Here is a 1,067-nt window from a genome sequence, read left to right as displayed (position 1 = left end):
CCGAGCGTGAGCAACTGGTGGCAGGCTTCAACCAGACTGAGCGGGATTACGATCTGTCCCTGACGGTGCTGGATCTTTTTGCGGGTCAGGTGAAGGCAGACGGCTCATCTGCGGCGTTGATTTTCGAAGGGCAAACGATGAGCTATGGGGAGCTGGACGAAGCCAGTAACCGGCTAGGCCATTACCTTCGCGGGCTGGGTGTAGGCCCTGAAAGCCTGGTGGGTATCTGTCTGGAGCGGGGCATGGATATGGTGGTAGCAATCCTGGGTATCCTTAAATCGGGCGGAGCTTATGTACCGATCGACCCTGATTACCCAATTGACCGTATCAGTTATATGCTCACTGACAGCGCAGTATCGTGCGTGGTGAGCAGCCAGGGGCTGTCAGACCGGCTAGGGGGGGCTTGCCAGGTAATCGAGCTGGACGGGGCGGACCGGGAAAGGGTCAGTTTGTGCAGCAGCGAGGCGGTAGCTTCGGGTGTTGTCAGTTCGAACCTTGCCTATGTGATCTATACCTCAGGCTCTACCGGGCGTCCTAAGGGGGTTATGGTCGAGCACAGCAACCTTTTGAGTTATCTGGCCAATGATAAGACCACTTACATGGAAAACGGGCAGGCGGATGTTTCCGGCAGCTATTTTCATTTGTCTTATACCTTTGATGCCTCTTTGACGAGCCTTTTTGGCTGTTTGATCCATGGTAAGCGCCTGGTGATAGCGCCGCGCGGCTCACTGGATGTATTTTCAGAACCTGACTTTTTATCTAACGCCCCTTATGAGTTTTTAAAGGTTACGCCTGCACACCTTCATTTAATGGAAGGTTTGTTCAGCGCCGGACCACAGGTCTGTTCCCGGATCGTAGTAGGCGGGGAAGCCTTGCATACCAGTCAGGTCCGCTTTTTAGAGGCGAGCAGTATAGAGATTATCAATGAATATGGTCCTACCGAAGCCACTGTTGGCAGCAGCGTATATCGTTTTCATGCCGGCAGCGTGCCTGCGGGCAGCGTTTCGATCGGCACCCCGATCAGCAACACGCGGATCTATATATTAAACAGCAGCGGCGGTTTATGC

1 protein-coding gene is annotated in these 1,067 nt (G+C 53.9%); it reads left to right on the top strand.

The window, feature by feature from the left end; genetic code table 11:
• Nucleotides 1–1,067 (top strand): AMP-binding protein (locus AAHB90_RS32415; protein WP_342089479.1); only part of this gene is annotated, 1,067 nt, incomplete at both ends.

This window comes from Dyadobacter sp. OTU695, from assembly GCF_038440355.1.
GTDB lineage: Bacteria > Bacteroidota > Bacteroidia > Cytophagales > Spirosomataceae > Dyadobacter.
The sequence above is the reverse complement of the archived record's forward strand: the minus strand, read 5'-3'. Positions and strand labels throughout refer to the sequence as shown.